Origin of the sequence: Aurantiacibacter sp. D1-12, assembly GCF_028858515.1 — a bacterium.
Lineage (GTDB): Bacteria > Pseudomonadota > Alphaproteobacteria > Sphingomonadales > Sphingomonadaceae > Alteraurantiacibacter.
Genome location: NZ_JAPJZJ010000002.1, coordinates 388,635 through 409,749 on the forward strand (window position 1 = coordinate 388,635; position 21,115 = coordinate 409,749).

The following is a 21,115-nucleotide window of genomic DNA, read 5'->3' on the forward strand; positions in this document are numbered from 1 at the left end:
GGCTAACGCTCCCGTCTGGCAATACGCGGCGGCGCAGCGGCACCGTCGCGATCTCGCGGATGATAGGAATGGCACATGGCGCAGCTCGATGGCACCTCTGCCTCCAGCGCGGTCTCGCCCAGATGGCAATCGCGGCAGCTTTCCAGATCAGGCAGCAGCAGATCGGTTGCATTGTCCGACGTGTCGGCAGCGTGGCAGCTGACGCAGGTTTCCTGCCGGTGCGGTTCGTGATCGAACCAGCCATTCTGGAAATAGCGGGACCGCTGGACGATCGGATGCACCGCCAGCCCGCCCGTGGGGTTGGTATCGCGATAGTGGCACTCCCCGCACACGCCTTCATCTGACAACGCATTGCCCAGCGTCGGCAGCGTGACGCGGCTGAAATTGCCATAATAGATCCCGCCCTCGGCATAGGGGCCGGGCCGTTGACGACCGGTGCTGACCGGGCGACGCGGCGCGCGGTCGGCGGCGAGCAGATCGGCCTGCACCTGCTCGATATCGCCGTGGCTCAGCGAGCGGAAAGTGCTGCCCACCTGATCGTAAACGAGGCTGTGACAGCTCTCGCAGCTTTGCTCCATATCGACCGGCAGGAAGCGCACGCCATCCGCCGTCGGAGTGTGGCAGGCGCTGCACTCCATCGCGCCGTCCTCGCTCATGTCCCATTCGCCCAGCCGCATCGCCATGCGGGCAACGCCGTTGGTGGTGGAAAGGTGCATGTCGTGCGGGAATTTCAGCCCGTTGAAGTCGCGCGTGTCACTCGCCAGCTCCACCCGAGCCTCTTGTCCACCGCGCTCTGGCAGAACAAGCGTCTGGAACTGCGGGTGGCCCGTGCCGAAATCATGCGCGTTGCCGAGTTCGGTGTCGGTCAGGCGCGTATCGAGCGTGTCATGGCAATCGGCGCAGAAGGCTTGCGATGTCGGCTCCATCCGGCCCGCGCCTTCGTGCTCAGTATGGCAATCGGTGCAGGCGCCCGGTCCCGGTTTGTTAAACGCGTGCGCGACTGACCAGAGGAAGGCTTCTCCGCCGGAAAACTCGGGCATTCCTGCAACCAGGCGATCTCCTTCGGCGTGATCGCCCAGCCCTTCGTGGCACGTCAGGCAGGCATTGTCTGTCACTGCAACGAAGGGCTGCGTGTGGCATGACTCGCAGCTATCTTCGAGGCCGTGGTGCACGCTCGAGAGCGCTCCAGTTGACCAGGCCGCATCCATCAGCACCACGCCTTCCCCTTCCACGCTCGGTTCTGCGACCGGCGCGCGAGTAAGATGCGACACAATGGGTATGGCGAGAAATGCCACGATTATGGCTATCAGCCCTGTCCAGGCCATCGCGCGCTTGCCGGGCATGGTGCCGGTCAGGCCAAAACCGGCCAATCGGTCCTTTGCCTCTCCGTCATCGCCTTCAGCCTTGCGCTGGGTGAGCGTGAGCAACCCCTCGTCGTCCTGCCCGATTTCCAGCAGGTAGGAACCGACACCCAGCTCCCCGCCCTTGGCAGGGTCGATTGTGGCCGATTCCACCGATACGCCATCGTGGGTGAAGCCGAGTGTTCCCGCAGCCACGGCCTCCAGTCGGCCGCTGGCATTGCGGGTGATGGTAATATGATGCTGCTCGATAGCGAGATCGGGCAGGTGCACCGTGTTTTCGCTGGCGCGACCGATGGTGACCGCGTCGACGCTGACATCGCGCTCGCGCACGATCTCGCGGCCGCTGGCGGTGAAGTCGATACTGCGTATGCGGATATCCATCACAGCCCCCTCACCAGTAGTAGAACACGGAAACGATATGCGCCGTCAGCGCCGCGAGCAGCGCGATAGTGACGGGCACATGGATGTAGAGCCAGACATCGAGCATCGCACGAAGGCGCATCTGGCGGCGGATCTGGTCCAATTGCGCGCGGCGCTTGCGCAGCAGCGAGACGACCTTGCCAAGCGCTTCATCATGGCCGGACACTCCGAAATGATCGAGCGCGGCGATGGTGCGACAATTGCGATAGCTGTTCGTCAGGCGCGCGCCGAGGCCGAAATCGAACGGATCCTGCTCCAGCGCGGCGATCACCAGATCAGCATCCTCGCGCCCCAGCGGCTGCGCGGCATTTTCCAGCTGGCGATCAATCGCGGCGAGCGCATCGAGCATTTCGCCCTTGGTCATTTGCCGCCGGTTGCTGCTGATCTCGGCTGGCAGCGTCGCATAGGCAAATATGCCGTAAAGTCCTGAAATGATGACCACCATCATCAGCACCCAGGCGAGCGTGTGGACATTCCAGCCGAGCTGGAAGCCGGTGTGCAGCGTGCCGATGACGATCAGCGCAAGGCCGAGATAGACATGCGCGCTGGTCCATGCCTTCAGGCTCCAGCGCCCCTCGCTCATATTGCGTTTGCGCACACCGAGGAGACTCAGCCACACGATCAGGCCAGCACCGATGGTGCCGAGAGTATAGCCGTACCAGCTGCCGCCATTGTGGCGCGGTTCGACATCGACGAGGACGTAGCTGAGGATCGCGACGATCGAGATGATCGTTGCTGCCTTCGCCCAGCGCCAGCGGCGATGCTTCAGGAAACTGACGTGGTCGCTGTCACGGCGCTCCTCATCGAGCGTGAAACGACCTTCGGGAGCGCTAGCCATTGTCGACATCCCCCCTCATTCCACATCCTCGGTCAGTTTGGTGACGGTTAGGAACTTGTCGGGCGATACGCGGATTGCGGCTCCGGTTGGGCAGGCGCGTACACAGGCAGGGCCACCCTCGATGCCGGAGCACATGTCGCACTTGATCGCCTGCTTGGGCTTTTCCGGATCGGCGTGCTGCTTGCGCCAGCCATAGCTTGCTTCGCCCGGCCCCGGCCCGCTGCCGAACAGCAGCCAGCTGATCAGAGAGGGCTTTTTCGGTGGCACGGCATCCATGCGGATCACCCCGTAGGGGCAGTTGCGCTGGCAATTACCGCAGCCGATGCAGGTTTCGTTGATGAAGACCTCTCCATCGGGCCCGCGCTGGATCGCGTTGGGCGGGCAATCGGCCATGCAATGCGGATGTTCGCAGTGGCGGCAGCTCGTCGGCACGTGGAGGTGCGCGTAGGACCGGCCCGCCTCACGGTCGAGGCGCGAAAGGCCATCGTGACTGTCTGCGCAGGCCTTCTCGCAATTGTCGCAGCCGACGCACAGCTTCTCGTCGATCAGCAGCACGTCGGTCGCTTCGCCGATGCCGTTGTCGACGAGGAATTGCGCAGTTTCGGAATACATGTCCGCCGCCGAGCCGAAGCTGTCCTTGCGCGCTTCGACAAAGGCGTTAACCTCCCGCCGCCCGCGCATGTCCTCGAGCGCGCGGCCACGCAGGTCGGGCTTCGCATCCATCAGCGCGAGGAACTTGTCGCCCGGAAAACGCACGACTTCGCTCTTGATCGCGGCTTTCACCGTCGCGGTGCGCGCCGACCCGTCGATCACCGCCATTTCCCCGAAGTAGGAGCCTGCAGGAAGATAGGAGAGGAAGACCGGGTGCCCGCCAATACTCTTTTCAACGATCATCGATCCGCGCCGCACGACGAAAATATCTTTGTCATCCGCGCCTTCCTCGACAACCACCTGCCCCGCACGAATGTCCATGACTTCGCCCGCATCAACAATCTCGGCCACGTCCGCCTGAGTCAGGCCGGAGCCGAACATCTGCAGAAATTGGCGTTCGATCGAGATGCGGTTCACCGCGCGGCCCGCACTCGGCACGGTGGCGATCAGCTTGAGCGCGGCATTGCGCGACAGCTCGATAGCCACTAGCGGCTCGGCCGCCTGAATTGTCGCACCGCGGCGGCGGCCCGAAATCAGCCCGACCTCGCCGAAGATTGAGCCCTGCTCGATAGGCACGGTGATCGAAGGATCGTCCTCACTCACCTGCACCGCCACCGAGCCTTCGGCGATAGCGAACATGGAAGAGCCTGGCTCGTTCTTGGTGAACACGACTTCGCCCGGCTGGAAGTAGTGCACGGTGGAATCGAGCATCAACTCGCGCAGTTGCAGCGGTGAAAGCTCTTCAAAGATGACGACATTCTTCCCGAACACCTCAAGCCAGTCTTCAACCGGGCGACGACCCGGCAGGCCAGCAAATTTCTCTTCCAGAATGGGCTGATCGGCGGGTTTGAGATCGGTATTTCCGTGCAGGAACTCGATCACGTCATAGCCCTGGTTCATGCAGTGCTTGATCAGCGGATATCCCGCCAGCGCACCGATCACATGAACGCCGTTCTTGGTCGTTTCGAACGTAGGCGTCAGCGCGGGATAGGCATCACGCTCCTCGCTGGTGAATTCCACCCCGATGGCCTCGACAAAGCCGCGCGGCGGTTTGGAGCCGGTGCGCGCGATAATGCGATCGCAGGGGATGGTGACTTCGCCGTCGCGGGTTTCAAGAACCAGTTCCCCCGGGCGCGCTTCGATAGGAGAGGTTTCCCGCCGCACATCGATCCGACCGTCAGCCTCTGCTTCTTCGAGCAGCTTGACGTTGGCTCCCTTGGCGCGGGCAAAACTGTCGCGACGGTTGAGGATCGTCACGCGGTTCGCCTGCGCCGGATCGGCAGCCAAACCCAGCGCGTTCTCGATACCTGCATCGCCCGAGCCGACCACGGTGATATGCTCGTCAAAATACTCGCCCGGATCATCGAGCTGGTACTGGATATGCGGCAGATCAGCGCCGGGAATGCGTAGAAGATTGGGATTGCCCTGCGTGCCGATGGCGAGCACCACAGCCTGCGCCTTCACAACGTCGCCGCCCTTGGTTTGCAGAGTAAAGTCGCCGCTTTCGCCCGTAATCTCGGTCACCTCGGCATTGTAGAGGACACTGACCTTGCCCTCTTCGATCTGCCGGTCCCAGGTGTCGAGAATGACTTCGCGCTTGCCCGCGTCGAAATCGAGATCACTGCGCAGCACCAGGTTGCTGGGCGTCGCCATCACGTGCTTGCCCTTCTGGTATTTGAAGATCGTATCGGAGAGGTGATCGGTCTTTTCGATGAGGACGTGGCTCATGCCCAGCGCTGCTGCATGCGCGGCAGCGGAAAGGCCCGCCGGCCCCGATCCGACAATGGCTACCTGAACCTGATCCGGCTCTTGCCCCATATTCCCCCCTGCCGCCTGTTAAGCACAAAAACAGGGCCAAGGGAAAGGGGGCCATCGCGCTTGCGCCTCTTGGTGACATCGTTAGGCTGGTAGCGCGGGAATGAGGGGGACCGCTTCAATGGCAGCACTGCGCAAGGGTACCGTCGGGGCAATTATCGGCATCGCGCTGCTGGCAGGCGTTGTCGGCTGGCGGACGATTGGCACTAGCGATACCGCGAGTGAAGCCGAGGGCGACAGGGCCGGAATGTCCCTCCCGCCAACGCTCGAGCAGATGGCCGCAAGGGCAGAGGCCGACCCTGACAATGCGCTGCTGTGGCAGGAATACGGGCTGGCGCTGTTCAATTCGGGCCGCTTTGCCGAGGCTGCGGATGCCTATGAGAGCGCTGTCGAGGCCGATACCGATACAGCCATCCTGTGGTCCTCGCTGGGCGAAGCACGGGTTATGGCGAGCGAAAGCGATCCCATGCCCCAAGCCGCCGAACGCGCCTTTCGCCGCGCCCTGGAACTGGACCCGACCGATCCGCGCGCGCGCTATTTCCTTGCGGTTGCGCGAGACCTGACCGGCGATCATGAGGGCGCGATTACCGACTGGCTGGCGCTGCTGGCGGATACACCTCCAGGCGCGCCTTGGGAGACCGACCTTGTCCGCACGATCCAGCAGGTCGGGGCCATCAACGAGATCGAGGTGGAACAGCGCATCGCCAGCGCAGCGGGCACGCGCGATCTGCTGCCGGCCGAAATGACCGGCGGCATGCCCGGCCCGACGCAGGAGCAGATGGCCGCAGCTGCCTCCATCGCGCCGGACGAGCAACAAAGCATGGCAGAAGGCATGGTCGCGCGCCTTGCTGCGCGGATTGAAGCCGAAGGCGGCACCGTGGAGGAATGGGTCATGCTGATGCGCAGTTACAACCAGCTGGGCCGCACTGGAGACGCGCGGCGAGCTCGGGATGCGGCCATTTCGGCGCATCCGGATGCACGCGAACAGATTGAAAACATGGCGGCAACACTCGGTATCGAGTGAACCGTCGCAAATGACCAATACCGCGATTCGACTCTGCTCCAAAACAGGCGCATTGTGGTGAACAGACGGGTCGGCCCCTTAAGGGGCTTTGGGGAGGCGACCGAATGAATTCAGTAGGGCACCTGTGCAAGAAATCCGGCCACAAGGCTCGCTTTCGCGCACTCGCAAGAGCTAGCCTGGCAACGGCCAGTGCGCTTGCGGGACTGGCCATGCCATCAACTATCTACGCGCAGGATACGGGCGCACCCAATCGCGGCGAGCTGGCTCCGCCACAGGCACAACCCGATGAACGGCAAGGTGTGACACTGACCGTGGACGGGCAAATGGAGCGCCGTGTCTGCGCGCTCGACAATCCCGAATATGCCGATCTTACGGTCACGCTGACAGGCGTTGACTACACCGGTGCCGAACGCGCCGCCGATGTCGCGCTGGAGGAAGCCCATCGCGGGTACCTGAACCGCGAGCTGCCGATCCGCGCACTGTGCGATATCCGCGACCGCGCTGCAGCCTTGCTCGAAGATGCCGGATATCTTGCAGCGGTCGAGATTCCTGCCCAGTCGCTGGGCGATGGCCGGGCCGAAATGGGTGTAGTTCTGGGCCGCCTGATCGCCGTGCGCGCTCGCGGCGATACGCAAGGGGCCGAACAGCTCATTTCGGGCTATCTCGAACAGCTTGTCGGGCAAGACGTGTTCCGTGTGAGCGAGGCCGAGCGTTCGCTGCTGCTCGCCAATGATGTGCCGGGCATGGAAGTGCGCCTGTCTTTGCGCCCTGCCGAAAACGGCGTCCCGGGCGATCTGATCGGCGAAGTGGCGGTGATCCGTCAGTGGGGCGCGATTGACGCCAATGTGCAGAACTGGGGTAGCAAGGCGCTGGGGCGCTTTGGCGGCCTGATGCGCGCCGAATTCTACAATGTTACAGGGCTTGGCGATCGTACGGCAATTTCGGCCTTCTCCACTCTCGAATTCGAAGAACAGCAAACGCTGCAGATCAGCCACGATATGCGGCTCGGCAGCGATGGGCTGGTACTTTCCGGACAGGTCACGCTGGGCTGGACAAACCCCGACGCCTTGCCCGGTTTCGACATCGAGTCCGAAACCGTCTTTGCCTCGCTGGAAGCGAGTTATCCGTTCCTGCGCACGCAGACCGATAGCCTCTGGGGCGCGGTGGGTTTTGACCTGGTCGATCAGGATGTGACCATCAACGGCAACCCCTTCACCCGGGACCGCGTGCGCGCCGCCTTCTTGCGCGGCAACTATGTCCACGTGGATGGCGACAGTGTTGCCCGGCGTGGGGGCTATTCACCGTTCGAGCCCAAGTTCCGCTTTGCCGCGACCGGAGAGTTGCGCCAGGGCCTCGGTATCTTGGGCGCTTCGGACGATTGCCGCGCCAATCCCGCAGCCTGCCTGATCAACGGCGGCATTGCCCCCGCACGCATCGGGCAAGACCCCACGCCATTCTATGGCCGCGCCTCGCTCGGTGCCGAGTACCGCCCGATCCCGCTGCTGACAGTTGCCTTCGATCTGGAAGGACAATTGAGCGGTAGCCCGCTCCCTGCGTTCGAGGAATATGGCGCGGGCAATTACGGGATTGGCCGGGGATATGATCCCAGCTCCATCCTTGGCGATAGCGGTGTCGGCACCAGTCTGGAGCTGCGCTACGGCACTCTCGTCCCATCCAGCGCGGAGTCGCTTGTCTGGCAGCCGTACGTGTTCACCGATCTGGCATGGACCGACAATGAAGATGCCGGGCTGTTCGACCCGACTGACGAGCTGTGGTCCGCCGGTGCGGGCATCCGCTTCGTCCGTGGCGCGAACGTCCAGGGCGATGTCAGTGTCGCGGTGCCGCTTCGCCGGCTCGATTCCACCGGAGAGCGCCCCGGTTTCCGCATTCTCTTCTCGATCACAGCCCGCCTGCTGCCCTGGAGGTCATCATGACCCTTTCACCCATCCGCAAAACCACGCTCTTGCACAGCTGTGCCGGAGCGGCCCTGCTCGCCTCTCTCGCATTCGCTTCGGGCAGTGCGTCCGCACAGGGGATCAACGCGACCGGGACAGTTGTTCAGGGTTCTGCGCAGATCGACAATATGGTCCCGGGAACGACCCTCGTCACGGTGGATACGCAGGACACCGTCATCGACTGGGACCCGGACATCGATCCGACGCTGGGCGTAGCTGAAACCTTCTTGCCATTCGGCAACACAGCGATTTTCCAGAACGGCAGCAACAACACCAATTTCGCCGTACTCAACCGCATTATGCCAGGACCCGGAGGGAATCCGGCGCTCTTTCAGGGACTGGTTCAGGCCTTCCTCAACGATCTGGTCACCGGCGCGCAAACGCCGGGTGGTTTTGTTGCCTTCTATTCGCCTACGGGTATCATCGTGGGGCCGACGGGCCGCTTCGAAGTGCCGCAGCTGATGCTGACAACGCAGGCCGTGGATATCAGCACGATCAGCAACTTTGCCAATGGCACAGGTGCGATCCTGCTCAATGGCAATACCGGGTCAATCGACCTGCAAGCCGGATCGACTTTCGTCGGCACACCGGAAGACAGCTTCCTGATTGTCGCATCACCGCAGATCAACATGGCGGGCGATGCCTTCTACAACGGTTCGATTGCCTATGTCGCATCGACATCGGTGCAGATGACGCATTCTTCCGGCCTGTTCGATATCATTATTGTCGGCGGAGTCGGCGGCGGTCAGGTGATCACCCATACAGGCAGCTCCGGCGGCCCGTCGAGCACCGGCGCGGGTGATGAACATGTCATCTACGGTGTAACGCAGGGCGCGATTGGCGGCGGGGGTGTTTCCATGCTGTTCAGCGGCAATCTCGGTTTCCAGCCGGCCGCCAGCGCGGCGGTAGTGAACGGCGACATCATCCTTTCCGCCAATTACAACGTGTTTGGCCGGACAGTGGACGGGGATGACAACCGCCAGGGTGCGGATTCCTTCTTCGATGGCCGTAGTCAGGTCCCGGGCGTTTCGGGCGATATCCTGCTGGAAGGGATCACGGCGACCAGCAATTTCCTCGCGATCGCGAGCGACCAGGTCAATCTGGACGCCACCGGAGCCTCTTCCAGCTTCTCTGCCGATCTGTCGTTGGTCGGCCGCACACAGGCGGTAATCAATGCGGCCAACGGCAACGATGTGACAGTAGACGGCGATCTGTTCGTTTCCGCGCGCAATTATGGTCTGATCACCCAGGGCAATATCGGCATCGATGCGACGGGCGGATTTGCCTCGGTGCGGGCCGGTGTCGATAGCGGGATCATCGTTCTTGGCGAGACAATGGTTGCGGCAAGCGCTCTTCCGGGCTTCGATTTCTTCACCAATACGGCAGGTGCAGGCACCGGAGGACAGGCCCAGATCCTGGCCGAAGGCGGCTTTATCGATCTGCAGGGCAATGTGCGGATGGAAAGCTATGCCCGCTTTGACCCGGGCGCGTTTTCGTTCCCTCCCAGCGGCTATGGCGCGATGCAAGGCGGGCAAGTGCAGTTCCTCGCCACCGAAGACGGCGGCCTCAACACGCTAGGCTCGCTGACCATTGATGCCAGCGCTGAAGGGCCGAGTATCGATGCTGCAGATGCCAGCCTGGCTTCCAACGTTACCGGCGGGAACATCACTGTGGGCGTCGGCACCAACAGTGGCAGCGTGTCTATTGCGGGAGATGTCAGCGCGAGTGCCAACGCCAACATACTTACCCAGGCCTTCGCAACCGGTACCGGCCCGTTCGCGAATGGCGGCACGGTGAATTTCAGTGTTATCGACCTCGGCACGCTGACCATGGGCGGCAATGTTAGCGGCACGGCGAACGCATTCATCGGAGCGATCACTGGCGGTGGAAGCGCGGGCAGCGCGAGCGGTGGTTCCGCGGTTCTCAGCGCAATCGGCGGTGATATCGACATCACCGGATCGCTGAGCCTTGCCGCGCTGGGTCAGGGCGGCGATGGCGAGATAGGCGGCGATGCATTCGGCGGTGACGCCAATATTCTGGTGAACAACGGCAATGTGTCGATAGGTGGAACCACAAGCGCTTCGGCAGACAGCACAGGTGGAACCGGAGCCAGCGACGGCGGCAATGGCAACGGCGGCAACGCATCCATCGTTGTAAGTGGCGGTTCGCTCACAACCACCGGCCAGACCACGGTTTCTGCATCGGGCTCTGGCGCGCTCGGCGCAGCTGGCGGGGACGGAACAGGCGGTATCGGCTTCCTCGGCGTGGACAATGGCGGGACCTGGACCGCAAACGGCATATTTGCCAACACCAACGGGTTCGCAGCGCCGGGCCAAGATGGCGATGGCGGCTTTGCAGCTGGTGGAGAGCTGAGCATTTTCCTCGGCAACGGCGGGACGCTCAACCTTACCGGCTTCTCGAACTTCTCTTCCACCGGAGCTGCAGCTGGCGGTGATACGACCAGTGGAGACGGTGTCTCGGCTGCGGGCGGCTCGGTATCGCTCACCGTGGACAATGCAACACTCAACGGCGCGACCGCGACGCTCGACATGATCGCATCGGCCACCGGCGGCGCAGTCGACACAGCAGGCTTTACTGGCGGATCGGCGAGCGGCGGTGACGTAAGTATCGCAATCCAGAACGGCGGCACCGCATCGCTCAACCTGCTTGGCGTGGAATCGCGCGGTACAGGCGGCAACGGGGTCGATGGCTCCTCCGGAGGCGGTGCCGATGGCGGCTCTGTCGACGTACTGGTTGATGGCACAGGAAGCGACCTGACCACAGCCGACGATTTCATCATCACGACGCGCGCTGATGGCGGCGACACAACCTCGGCGGGCATCAATGGCGGCACGGCGGATGGCGGCACTATCGGTGTTTCCGTTTCCAATGGTGCCAACGTCGATATCGGCGGTCAGTTTGACGGGCGCACCAGCGCGCTTGGCGGCGTGGGTCCGCAAGGCGGCGATGCGTTTGGCGGCTCGGCCACGTTCACGGCGACAGACAGCAACGTGACAATCGGCGATGATTTCAGCCTGCAATCGGATGCCGGAAGTGGCTTTGACCCGAGCGGAACGGGAGCTGGCGGTAATGCCACGGGCGGCGATGCCAGCCTGCTGATCGACAATTCCACTTTCACCGCCTCCAATTCGACCGGCGCACTGGATGCAGACGCCATCGCCGGTGGTTCTGCCGGGGCAGGCGTCGGCGGTGATGCTACGGGCGGCACTACGCTGGTCGATATTTCCAACGGCTCGGTCGTCGATCTGGGAGTCGATTTTGGCCTGTTCGCGCTCGCGGTGACGGGCGGATCAAACGGTGGCGACGGTGGAGACGGTATCGGCGGTGACAACCGAATGCTGATTTCCGGCGGAAGCGATGTGACTGTTGGCCAGCTCATTTATGAAACCACGGTCACCGGCAACAATGGCGCAACCGGCGGCAATGCCACGGGCGGGAGCAATCTGCTCGACATCAGCGGATCGGACTTTACCTCCAACGAGCTCATCATGTTCGCAGCGGTTGTTACCCGGCCGGACAACGCTGTGGGCACGGGCGGCAGTGCGATTGTGCGCCTGTCCGATGGCGCGCAGGCCAGCTTTGGCGATACCTATCTGGAGGCTTTCGCCGAAGCGGTCGGCGCCAATGCCACCAGCAACTCGGGCTCCATCATCATCGAAACGGTTGGTGGTGGCTTGCCGTCATTTGCAACGTTTGGCAGCACCGAATTCTTCAACGACGCACTTGGCGGCGTGACCAACACCGCCGGGCTCATCCAGGTGAACGCAGTAAATGGCGAGCTCGATTTCACCGAGCTGCTGATTACCAACCTCGGCAATGTAGCAAACGCCACGCCTTCGCAGATCACAGCCGATAATGGTGCGGTACGTATTGTTGACCTTCTCGACTTTGTCAGCTTTGGCGATATCGTTTTCACCTATGCCAATGATGGCACCATTCTTGGCGGAGTCGGGCCGGACAGTCTGACCGCGCTGTTCAACGTGACTGCCACCGATGGCACCATTTTCATCGACGGTGACAGCACGATCATACGCAGCTTCGGCGCGCAGACGCTAAACCTGACATCGGACGATATCGAAGTCGGGGCCGATACCCGTTTTGGCGGTAATGACGTAAATCTTACGTCTACCGATACAGACAATGCCGCGCTCATTGGTGGTACGACTGCGGGCGCGGGCTACACCCTGCTGGCAGACGAAGCTGTCGCGATTGACGGGATCAACCTGACCATCCTGCTGCCAGGTGTCACCAGCGCGACCGTAGATGCCGTGGTGGACGATGTGACCTTCCTGGGCTCGGGCGGGCAGCGTTTCGCCAACATCAACCTGTTCGTCGATGGCTCGCTCGACATTATCGGCGCACTCAACTTCAGCTCTCTGCTGAGCGGCGACACGCTGAATATTGCGGTTGAGCAGAACGTACGCATCGTCCTTCCTACCGGAAGCATCAACCTGGATGACGGCGGATCGGGCATTGCCGGCGATCTGCTTATCAGCGGCACAAGCTTTGCCGCTGCCGACCCGGGATTACTGGCCACGATTGCCGCCGATCCCGCTGATCCAACGATTGCCGCTGCCCTGCTGGACGACGGCGGGGCCGCTGCGGCGAGTTCGTACATCTCTGCCGGCCGGGTAGAGATTTCCATGCTGGATTACATTTTCGGCCAGAATACCGGGGCTAATGGCGTCTACGGCGGTATCACAGTGGGCGGCGGCGGACTGCTGATCACGCAGCAAACGGGCGCCCCGGCACTTTTGAATGTGATCGCTTTCGGCCTGCGCGACGATGGCACCGGTCAGCTGACCAACAGCGATTTCTTCTTCGTGGTGGAATACGCAACCGATCTGGCGGGCACCTACTTTGCCGATGCCACGTTCAATAATTGCGTGATCGTGACGCAGACCTGCCCGACTACGCCGGTCGATCCGGTCGATCCGGTTATTGATATCCCGATCACCAACCAGATCCTGGTCGAACAGCCCGTGCGGCCCAAGCAGAACATCGAAGAGGGCGCGATGACCGACAGCCAGTTCGGTTTCGACTTCCCCAGCCTGCTTGATGCGCCGTTGATCAGCGAGGACGAGGTTATCCGCGATCCGGTCACCAGCGGCACCGACAGCGCGGTTCATGCGCTGGGGTTGATTCCCGATGAAGAACGCGAAGAGGAAGAGGAGGGAGCAGAATGATGCGCTCCCTTGGTAAAGTCGTGATGTTTGCGGCGGGACTCGGCCTTCTCGCCACAACCCCATCGACCGCACAGGATGTTCCGACATCGCTACGGGACAGCGTGCCCATCGGCTCCAACGGACTGTGCGAAGCGCAGATCCGTTCTCCCGAAGCGCAAGGCGGCTTGTTCGACCGCGAGTATGCGATCATCTGCCAGGATGCATCGATTGCGGTAGGCAGCCTCGCAGTCTTCTCCGGCCGGAGCATGGACAGCGTGCTCGGCGCACTGGCGCATGACGGCCTGACCTGCCGCGAAACCGAGCTGGGAGACGTGCCCGCAGGCGTCGACAACCTGCGCGCACTAGCTTGCCGTGAACAAGCGACCAACCTCAACCGCCTTTTGCTCGTCGGCAATGGCGCCGGGCGAACCTATGCGGCGGAAGGCATCGCAGTCTATGCGGACGCGTTGACGCTCGGCATGGCGACACTTGCGACAGACGCGCAGGTGGAAGGCACGGTCGAGGTCCCGCTGACGCTTGCATCCGATGACAGCGCCTTTGCCCGCGCCCAGGCCGAAGCCATCGGTGCGCGCAGTGCGCTGGTCGAAGCATATCGCCGCGCCAATGCCGGCAATTACGCCGACGCTGCCGAGTTCTTCGCGGCATCGGCAGATGCACTGGAAGGTGGTGACGCAACCGAAGCGCTGCTCAACGCTGCGCTTCAACAGAGCAATCTGGGCAACTATTTCGAGGCAGCGCTGCTGTTCATCGATATTCGCGAGCTGATTGACGAGGATCCGATCCTTGCCCGCATGGCGCGCAATTACGAAGCGCTCGACGCGCTCAATCGTGAACGCCCCGGCGAAGCGATCATGACGCTCGACATGCCATTGCCCGGCAGTGCAGCGAGCCTTGATGCGCTGCGTGAGATGCAAGTTTCTATGCCGCTGGCGGATCGCCTTGCGGCAGAAAACGGCAATGCCATCAGCGGCGCGACCGGAGAGCTGACCGAGCTGGAGCGCGCACAACTTCTCGATGCCCAATCGCTCTATGTTCGTGCTGCGGCGCTGCGGGCAGACAACCGTCCTGCAGATGCGCGCGATGCGCTGGTCGCTTCGCGGCAAGACATTCTGGCGGTGCGCGACGGGCGCGTAGTTTCGGTCCTGTGGTTGCGGGCACAGATCCTGTCAGAGATCGCCGAGATTGACGAGCGTACGGGCGATCTGGGTTCGGCCGAATACTACCACGGGGAAGCCATCGCCCTGCTCGAAGCATTCTACCCTTCCTCCCCCTCTCTCGCGAGTGCGCAGGCGCAGTTCGCGGGTTTCCTCGCACGTAACGGTCGGGAAGACGAAGCGCTGGTGCTCTACCGCTCGCTGGTCGAGAACGCCGATACAAAGCCTTCGGCCGCCTTGCGCCGATTGCTTGCCCCGTATTTCGCCCTGCTGATCGAGCGCGAGCCTCCGGGCATGACGCGCGAGTTCTTCGATGCCAGCCAGCTGATGCTGCGCCCCGGCCTTGCGCAAACGCAGGCGGTGATGGCACGCGAACTTTCCGGCGGTAGCGACGAGGCATCGCAGCTGTTCCGGCAGACGCTCAATGTCGGGCGCGGGATCGAGCAACTGCGCGTCCAGATCGCACAGGCAGATCTCGATGCCAGCGTTGCAGGCACTCCGACCGGACCCGAGGTGGAAGAAATGCGCACCCGCTTGCGCGTGCTCGAAATCCGCCAACTCGAACTGCAGCAGGCACTGGCCGAGTATCCGCGATACCGTGTAGTCGAAGATGGCCGCATGGATCTGCAAGCACTTCAAGCGACGCTGCAAGCGGGTGAAGCCTATTACAAGCTGGTGATGCTGGATGACGCGAGTTACGCGATCTTTGTGACACCCGGCACGCTGCACGCTTTCCGACTGGATGCGGACTCACAGTCTATCGAACAAATGGTCGGCATGTTGCGCGATTCCATTGCTGTCGAACTGGCTGGTCAGACAATCACCTATCCCTTCGAGATGGCGACCGCGCACGATCTCTACGCGCAGCTGTTCGACCCGGTCGAACAATTCATGCAAGGCGTGGATCACCTCGTGTTCGAACCCGACGGGGCAATGCTGCGCCTGCCGGTCAACTTACTCGTCCGCGATGATGCTAGCGTCCAGCGCCACGCCGCGCGCGTGGAAGCAGGCGGCGACGAATATGACTATCGCGGCACGGCATGGCTGGGGCGCGACATGCGGGTGACAACGTCGGTTTCCCCGACCAGCTTCCGCGATGTGCGAGCCACACGGGTCAGTGATGCACAGATGGACTATCTCGGCCTCGGCCAGAACGCTCCTCTCGGCGCGTCGCCGTTACCGATGCTGCCACAGGGTGCAGGCGGTATGGTGAGCGAGCGCTGTATGTGGGGCGCCTCTACATGGAACGATCCGATTGCTGCGGGTGAACTGCGCACCGCGCAAGCCGCCCTTCGCGCCGGTGGAGCAAGTGCGCAATTGCTCACCGATGCAGCTTTCTCCGATACCGCGCTGCTCGGCATGGAACAGCTCGATGAATATCGCATCCTGCATTTCGCCACGCATGGTCTGGTGACTGCTCCGGCATCGGAATGCCCACCCCGCCCCGCGCTGCTTACCAGCTTTGGCGATGGCAATTCCGACGGACTGCTCAGCTTCTCCGAAATCTTCGATCTGCAAATTGATGCCGACCTGGTGGTCCTGTCCGCTTGCAACACCGCGAGCGAAGGCGGCCTGGTTGCCAGTCAGGAAGCAGGGATCAGCGGTGCGGGTGACTTTGCTCTCGACGGGCTGGTGCGTGCCTTTGTTGGAGCCGGAGGTCGCACGGTGGTGGCGAGCCATTGGCCGGTGCCCGACGAATACGATGCCACACAGCGTCTCGTCAGCGGTCTATTCTCCGCCGGTGAAGGCGAAACAACCACAGAGGCACTCCGCCGCGCGCAGCTTGGTCTGATGGACGATGCCGAAGCATCGCACCCGTTCTACTGGGCCGCCTTTGCCGTGGTGGGCGACGGGACGATCACCGTCCGTCGTTGAGCTGGATCAGTCGTATTCGGTAATTATCGCGGAGAAATCACGCGCGCCGTTTCCGGCAGCGTCGAACGCTTCGTAAAGTTCCTTCGCCTTCGCACCGATCCGCGTGTCGATACCTGCCGTTTGCGCCGCTTCCATCGCGAGCCTCAAGTCCTTGAGCATCAAGCCCGTCGCAAAGCCGCCCTGATAGCCATTGTCCGCCGGCGTGGTCGGGCCGACACCCGGAACGGGGCAATAGCTCGTCATCGACCAGCACTGGCCGGAAGACACGCTCGAAATATCGTAAAAGGTCTGCGGATCGAGGCCGAGCTTCTGCGCCATCGCAAAAGCCTCTGCCGTGCCGATCATGTGAATGCCAAGCAGCATGTTGTTGCAAATCTTGGCGGCCTGCCCGTTGCCCGCATCGCCTGCGTGAATCACTGCCTTGCCCATGTGCTTCAGCACCTCTTCTGCGCGGGTGAAGCCCTCTTCAGTGCCGCCGACCATGAAGGTAAGCGTGCCCGCATCGGCGGCTGCAATGCCGCCCGAAACAGGCGCATCGACCATCGGATAGCCCGCCGCCTTGGCTGCTTCTGCCACTTCGCGCGCAGTTGCGACGTCGATTGTCGAGCAATCGATCAGCACTGCTCCTTCGGGTGCATGGCCTATTACACTATCTGTGTAGACCGCTTTCACGATGCCACCGTTGGGCAACATGGAAACCACCGCGTCCACCCCTTCGCACGCCTCGCTCGCCGCTGTGAAAGTGGCGCAGCCCTTGTCCGAGGCCGCTGCCAGTGCCGCTTCGCTCAGGTCGAAAGCGCGCACGTCATGCCCTGCTTTCGCAAGGTTCGCGGCCATGCCGCCGCCCATGTTGCCGAGGCCGATAAATGCGATTTTCATGGCGATTCTCTCCTTGGAAACCCGCCTGTCATCTCACGTGGAACTATGCAAGGGCCAGCACACCCGTGAGCACGTGGCGCACCAGATCGACCTGCCCGCGCGCACCCGTTTTGGCGTAGATCTTCTTCGAGTAATTGCGCGCGGTTTCGATCGTCAGCCCGTGCTCCTGAGCCGCCTCCGCAATCGAAAGGCCTTGCGCCATGGACCAGGCCATGCGCGCCTCGCTCGGCGTGAGGTCGAACAGGTCGACCAGCTGCTCGGCGCGCGTTTCGGAGCTTGAGCGGTCGCCGCGCAGATAGACCACCGCCACAGCATCCTTCCCGCCCGCCAGTGCATCAAGCCGAAGCGGCGCGACCAGAATATCGATCCACGGATCATGGCTGAGGTTGATCGCGCGTGGGCGCGCGCGCGGGTTGGCGGCAAATTCCTTGAGCAGGCCGGTCAATTGCCGGTCAATTGCCGCGTCCGAAGGCACCAGCCGGTCATAGGCGCCGCGACGGAGCAAGCCGGATTCACGCAGCATCCTGTCCGCCTGGGTATCATTATCGACAATGATACCCTTCGCATCGAGGCTCACCCAGCCGAAATCGAGCCGCGCAAAAGCCTCTGCACTCATTTCCGACCGCGCCCGTTCACGCTCCAGCCCGGCAAGCACGCGCAGCGCCACTTGAACATGCGGAACCAGCGCACTCAGCACGCCGCCAACGCGCGCATCGGCTGCCGGTTCGGAAATCGCAAGCGTCACGGACAGACGTTCGTCGTACGCGACGCGCACTGCTTGCAGGTCACCACAACCAGTCTCCTCTCCTGAGTATAGCCGCCCGGGGCGCATCGCGTCAGGATCGGGCCACCCCTGCGCCATCACACCGGACAAAAAGCGCAGTTCGTCACTGGCAGTACGCAGTAGGATCGCGGCGCCACGCGCACCAGCTGCTGTGCGGAGGCGGGAAAGAAAGGTCTGCCACATCGGCTGTTCGAACACGCCATCGTGCAGCGGCACGAGCAGTTCGGTTTCGCCAAGATTAGGAACGCGCATGATGTGTTATCTAACACCTCCCATATGGGAGGTCCAATGCTATCGGCTCATGCCTATTTCCCGCCGCATGACTGCACCGCTTACCCACCTCCAGCGCCTCGAAGCCGAGGCAATCCACATCATCCGCGAAGTCGCGGCAGAGGCGGAGAACCCCGTCATGATGTATTCGATCGGCAAGGATTCGGCCGTGATGCTGCATCTGGCGAAGAAGGCATTCTATCCCTCACCCCCGCCCTTCCCGCTGCTCCACGTCGATACGACCTGGAAATTCAGGGACATGTACGATCTGCGCGAACGCTCGGCCGAGGAAGCGGGCATGGAGCTGATCGTCTACCGCAACCCGGAAGCCGAAGAGCGTGGTATCAACCCGTTCGATCACGGTCCGCTGCATACCGACATGTGGAAGACCGAAGGCCTGAAGCAGGCGCTCACCATGCACGGCTTCGATGCGGCTTTCGGCGGCGCGCGCCGCGATGAGGAAAAGAGCCGCGCCAAGGAACGCGTATTCTCTTTCCGGACCGCATCGCACGGCTGGGACCCGAAGAACCAGCGCCCCGAGCTGTGGAACCTCTACAACGCCAAGAAGAACAAGGGTGAAAGCATCCGCGTCTTCCCGATCTCCAACTGGACCGAGCTCGACGTGTGGCAATACATCCAGCTCGAGAATATCGAGATCGTTCCGCTCTATTTTGCCGCCAAGCGCCCGACCTTCATCTGGGAAGGCGGCTTGTTCATGGCTGACGATATCGAGCGGCTGGAAAAAGTGATGGGTCATCGCCCCGAGATTACCGAACGCTCGGTGCGTTTCCGCACGCTGGGCTGCTTCCCGCTAACGGGCGCGGTCGAAAGCGAGGCCGCAACGCTTAGCGATGTCATCCAGGAAACCCTGCTCACCACCACCAGCGAGCGACAGGGCCGCGTGATCGACAAGGATGCTGGTGGTGCCGGCATGGAGAAGAAGAAGCAGGAGGGCTATTTTTGATGTCTCAGGACTCCGTCTACCAGACCGATGCCCTCATCGCCGAGGATATCGATAGCTATCTGGAAACCCACCAGCACAAGACCATGCTGCGCTTCATTACCTGCGGCAGCGTGGATGACGGCAAGTCGACGCTGATCGGGCGCCTGCTGTATGACAGCAAGATGATCTTCGAGGACCAGCTCGAAGCATTGAGCAATGACAGCAAGAAAGTCGGCACGCAGGGTCAGGAAATCGACTTTGCACTGCTGGTTGATGGCCTCGCTGCAGAGCGAGAGCAAGGCATCACCATCGATGTCGCCTACCGCTTCTTCAACACCGAAAAGCGCAAATTCATCGTCGCCGATTGCCCGGGGCACGAGCAGTACACTCGCAATATGGTCACCGGCGCATCGACTGCTGACCTCGCAATCGTCATGATCGATGCGCGCAAGGGCGTGCTCGTGCAGACACGGCGGCACTCCTATCTGTGCAACCTGATCGGCATCAAAAATATCGTGCTGGCGGTGAACAAGATGGACCTGGTCGACTACGATCAGGAGACTTTCGACAAGATCGTCGCCGACTATGCGGCCTTCGCCGAAGAGATCGGGATCGAGAGCTTCACCGCGATGCCAATTTCGGGCTTCAAGGGCGACAACATCACCAGCGCACCTTCGGTCAACACACCGTGGTACGAAGGGCCTAGCCTGGTCGAGCATCTCGAAAGCGTTGAAGTGCTGTCCGAAGTCGCCTCGCAGAAGCCTTTCCGCATGCCAGTGCAATGGGTGAACCGCCCGAACCTAGACTTCCGTGGCTTCTCCGGCCTGATTGCCACTGGCTCGGTCAAGCCGGGTGACACGGTGCGTGCGCTGCCTTCGGGCAAGACCTCGACCGTAAAGAGCGTGGTCACCTTCGATGGCGAGCTGGATGAAGCAACCGCAGGCCAGTCGGTCACTCTCACACTGGCTGACGAGATTGATTGCTCGCGCGGCGACGTGCTGTGCGTGGCAGACAATCCGCCCGAAACCGCAGACCAGTTCGAAGCAACGCTCGTATGGCTCAACGATGAGGACCTGCACGTCGGGCGCAGTTACTGGCTGAAGCTCGGCACGCAAACTGTCTCCGCCACGGTGCAGCAACCCAAGCACCGCATCGACGTCAACACGATGGACAAGCTGGCCGCAAAGTCGCTGTCGCTGAATGATATTGGCGTCGCGGAAATCTATGCCGACAAGGCGCTGGTGTTCGAGCCATACGCACAGAACCGCACGCTCGGCGGCTTTATCCTGATCGACAAGATCACCAATGCGACCGTGGGTGCGGGCATGCTCAACTTCTCGCTACGCCGCAGCCAGAACGTGCACTGGCAGGCGACCGACATCACCCGCGAGCATCATGCGGGCATGAAGAACCAGACACCACGCGTGCTGTGGTTCACCGGCCTTTCCGGCTCGGGCAAGTCGACAATCGCCAACGAGGTCGAGAAAAAGCTGGCGCTCATGAACCGTCACACCTTCCTCCTCGACGGCGATAACGTGCGGCACGGGCTGAACAAGGACCTGGGCTTTACCGAGGCTGACCGGATCGAAAACATCCGCCGCATAGGCGAAGTCGCCAAGCTGATGACCGATGCCGGCCTGATCGTGCTCACCGCCTTTATCTCGCCATTCCGCGCGGAACGGCAAATGGTGCGCGACATGCTGCAAGATCACGAATTCATCGAAGTGTTCGTCGACACCCCGCTGGAAGTCGCCGAAGAACGCGACGTGAAAGGCCTTTACAAGAAGGCGCGTTCTGGTGAGCTGAAAAACTTCACCGGGATCGACAGTCCGTATGAAGCGCCAGAGGAGCCGGAAATCACCGTCAACACGGTGGAGATGACGCCTGAAGAGGCTGCCGAATACATCATCAACAAGGTCCTCCCCCTCAAATGAGTGTT

11 protein-coding genes are annotated in these 21,115 nt (G+C 62.0%); 6 read left to right on the forward strand and 5 right to left on the reverse strand.

Annotation, left to right across the window (positions count from 1 at the left end):
• Nucleotides 1-2 precede the first annotated feature (2 nt).
• The 3 genes from OOZ52_RS06010 to OOZ52_RS06020 are packed head-to-tail and all read right to left on the reverse strand — an operon-like array spanning nucleotide 3 to nucleotide 5,088.
• Nucleotides 3-1,742 carry a cytochrome c3 family protein gene (locus OOZ52_RS06010; protein ID WP_274697596.1) on the reverse strand — a complete coding sequence of 580 codons (1,740 nt, stop codon included), beginning with the start codon at nucleotides 1,740-1,742 and terminating at the stop codon, nucleotides 3-5.
• Between the two features lie 10 nt (nucleotides 1,743-1,752).
• Entirely contained in the window at nucleotides 1,753-2,628 is an 876-nt protein-coding gene (locus tag OOZ52_RS06015; protein WP_446698116.1) for a hypothetical protein, read from the reverse strand.
• Between the two features lie 6 nt (nucleotides 2,629-2,634).
• Entirely contained in the window at nucleotides 2,635-5,088 is a 2,454-nt protein-coding gene (locus tag OOZ52_RS06020; RefSeq protein ID WP_274697598.1) for a cyclic nucleotide-binding domain-containing protein, read from the reverse strand.
• Between the two features lie 118 nt (nucleotides 5,089-5,206).
• Between OOZ52_RS06020 and OOZ52_RS06025 the strand changes: the two genes are divergently transcribed.
• The 4 genes from OOZ52_RS06025 (at nucleotide 5,207) to OOZ52_RS06040 (ending at nucleotide 16,300) form a co-directional block, all read left to right on the forward strand.
• Complete coding sequence (locus OOZ52_RS06025) at nucleotides 5,207-6,109, forward strand: tetratricopeptide repeat protein (protein ID WP_274697599.1); 903 nt, start codon at nucleotides 5,207-5,209, stop codon at nucleotides 6,107-6,109.
• Nucleotides 6,110-6,318: 209 nt separating this feature from the next.
• Entirely contained in the window at nucleotides 6,319-8,043 is a 1,725-nt protein-coding gene (locus OOZ52_RS06030) for a ShlB/FhaC/HecB family hemolysin secretion/activation protein (RefSeq protein ID WP_274697600.1), read from the forward strand.
• Nucleotides 8,040-13,271 carry a beta strand repeat-containing protein gene (locus tag OOZ52_RS06035; protein ID WP_274697601.1) on the forward strand — a complete coding sequence of 1,744 codons (5,232 nt, stop codon included), beginning with the start codon at nucleotides 8,040-8,042 and terminating at the stop codon, nucleotides 13,269-13,271. Before OOZ52_RS06030 ends, OOZ52_RS06035 begins: the two co-directional genes overlap by 4 nt.
• Entirely contained in the window at nucleotides 13,268-16,300 is a 3,033-nt protein-coding gene (locus OOZ52_RS06040) for a CHAT domain-containing protein (RefSeq protein WP_274697602.1), read from the forward strand. The genes OOZ52_RS06035 and OOZ52_RS06040 overlap by 4 nt, the downstream gene beginning before the upstream one ends.
• A gap of 6 nt (nucleotides 16,301-16,306) precedes the next feature.
• On the opposite strand, the gene mmsB is transcribed toward OOZ52_RS06040, so the two are convergent.
• Both mmsB and OOZ52_RS06050 read right to left on the reverse strand, forming a co-directional pair.
• Nucleotides 16,307-17,185, reverse strand: a complete 879-nt coding sequence (gene mmsB, locus OOZ52_RS06045; protein WP_342454942.1) for a 3-hydroxyisobutyrate dehydrogenase — start codon at nucleotides 17,183-17,185, stop codon at nucleotides 16,307-16,309.
• Nucleotides 17,186-17,222: 37 nt separating this feature from the next.
• Complete coding sequence (locus tag OOZ52_RS06050; RefSeq protein ID WP_274697604.1) at nucleotides 17,223-18,215, reverse strand: helix-turn-helix transcriptional regulator; 993 nt, start codon at nucleotides 18,213-18,215, stop codon at nucleotides 17,223-17,225.
• A 67-nt stretch (nucleotides 18,216-18,282) separates the two neighbouring features.
• On the opposite strand from OOZ52_RS06050, the gene cysD reads away from it, so the two are divergent.
• Both cysD and cysN read left to right on the forward strand, forming a co-directional pair.
• A complete protein-coding gene (gene cysD / locus OOZ52_RS06055) occupies nucleotides 18,283-19,197 on the forward strand; it encodes a sulfate adenylyltransferase subunit CysD (RefSeq protein ID WP_274697605.1) in 915 nt (304 codons plus the stop codon).
• The gene (gene cysN / locus OOZ52_RS06060) at nucleotides 19,197-21,110 is read left to right on the forward strand and encodes a sulfate adenylyltransferase subunit CysN (RefSeq protein WP_274697606.1); all 1,914 of its coding nucleotides are present in this window, start codon (nucleotides 19,197-19,199) and stop codon (nucleotides 21,108-21,110) included. The genes cysD and cysN overlap by 1 nt, the downstream gene beginning before the upstream one ends.
• Nucleotides 21,111-21,115 lie beyond the last annotated feature (5 nt).